At 57.7% G+C, this 732-nt stretch carries 1 protein-coding gene; it reads left to right on the plus strand.

The window, feature by feature from the left end:
- The coding region (locus ACR0E6_RS22205; protein ID WP_480587444.1) for a TOBE domain-containing protein at positions 1-571 on the plus strand (571 nt) is incomplete at its 5' end.
- Positions 572-732 lie beyond the last annotated feature (161 nt).

Here is a 732-nt window from a genome sequence, read left to right on the forward strand (position 1 = left end):
CACGCGGATTGAGATTGCGCGCCTCAAAGAGGCGATGCCCGACAGCACCATGATCTATGTGACCCATGACCAGGTCGAAGCGATGACCTTGGCCAGCCGCATCGTTGTGCTGGCCAACAAAGGCATCGCCCAGGTTGGCACCCCGCTTGAGCTGTATGAAACCCCGGACAATGAGTTCGTTGCCCAGTTCATCGGCTCGCCTTCGATGAACCTGTTACCCGGAACGATCACTGGCACTGGGCAGATGACGACGATAGCCTTGGAGGGCGGAGGCATGGCGATTTCCGCGATCCCGACCGGGCCCGAGGATGAAGGCAAGCAGGTAAACATCGGCGTCCGGCCCGAAGATTTCACTTTGACGGATAGCGACCCGATCCTGAGCGGCGAGGTTGATTTCACCGAAGCGTTGGGTGAAGTGACTCTGCTCTATTTTGCCAAATCCAACGGCGCGGATCAGGTCATCGCCAAACTGCCCGGTATTCAACGGAACCTTCGCGGGCAGCAGGTTTCGGTCACAGCACGGCCGGAAAAAGTGCATCTGTTCCATAACGGCCTGTCCATGCGCAAGTGACTTGGCGCGCGCTGCTTCAAGCCGCTTGACAACTCATACAACCCCGTTCAACCATTATTGCAACGTTTCAGTGCTGGCGAATGCGGGTTTCTGCGCAGCTATACACAGGCCGGAATTGTGGTGATCTCGGCGATCAACTGCAATTGGCCGTGGCCTGTGGC

The sequence above is a fragment of the Ruegeria sp. AP12 genome (assembly GCF_056540025.1).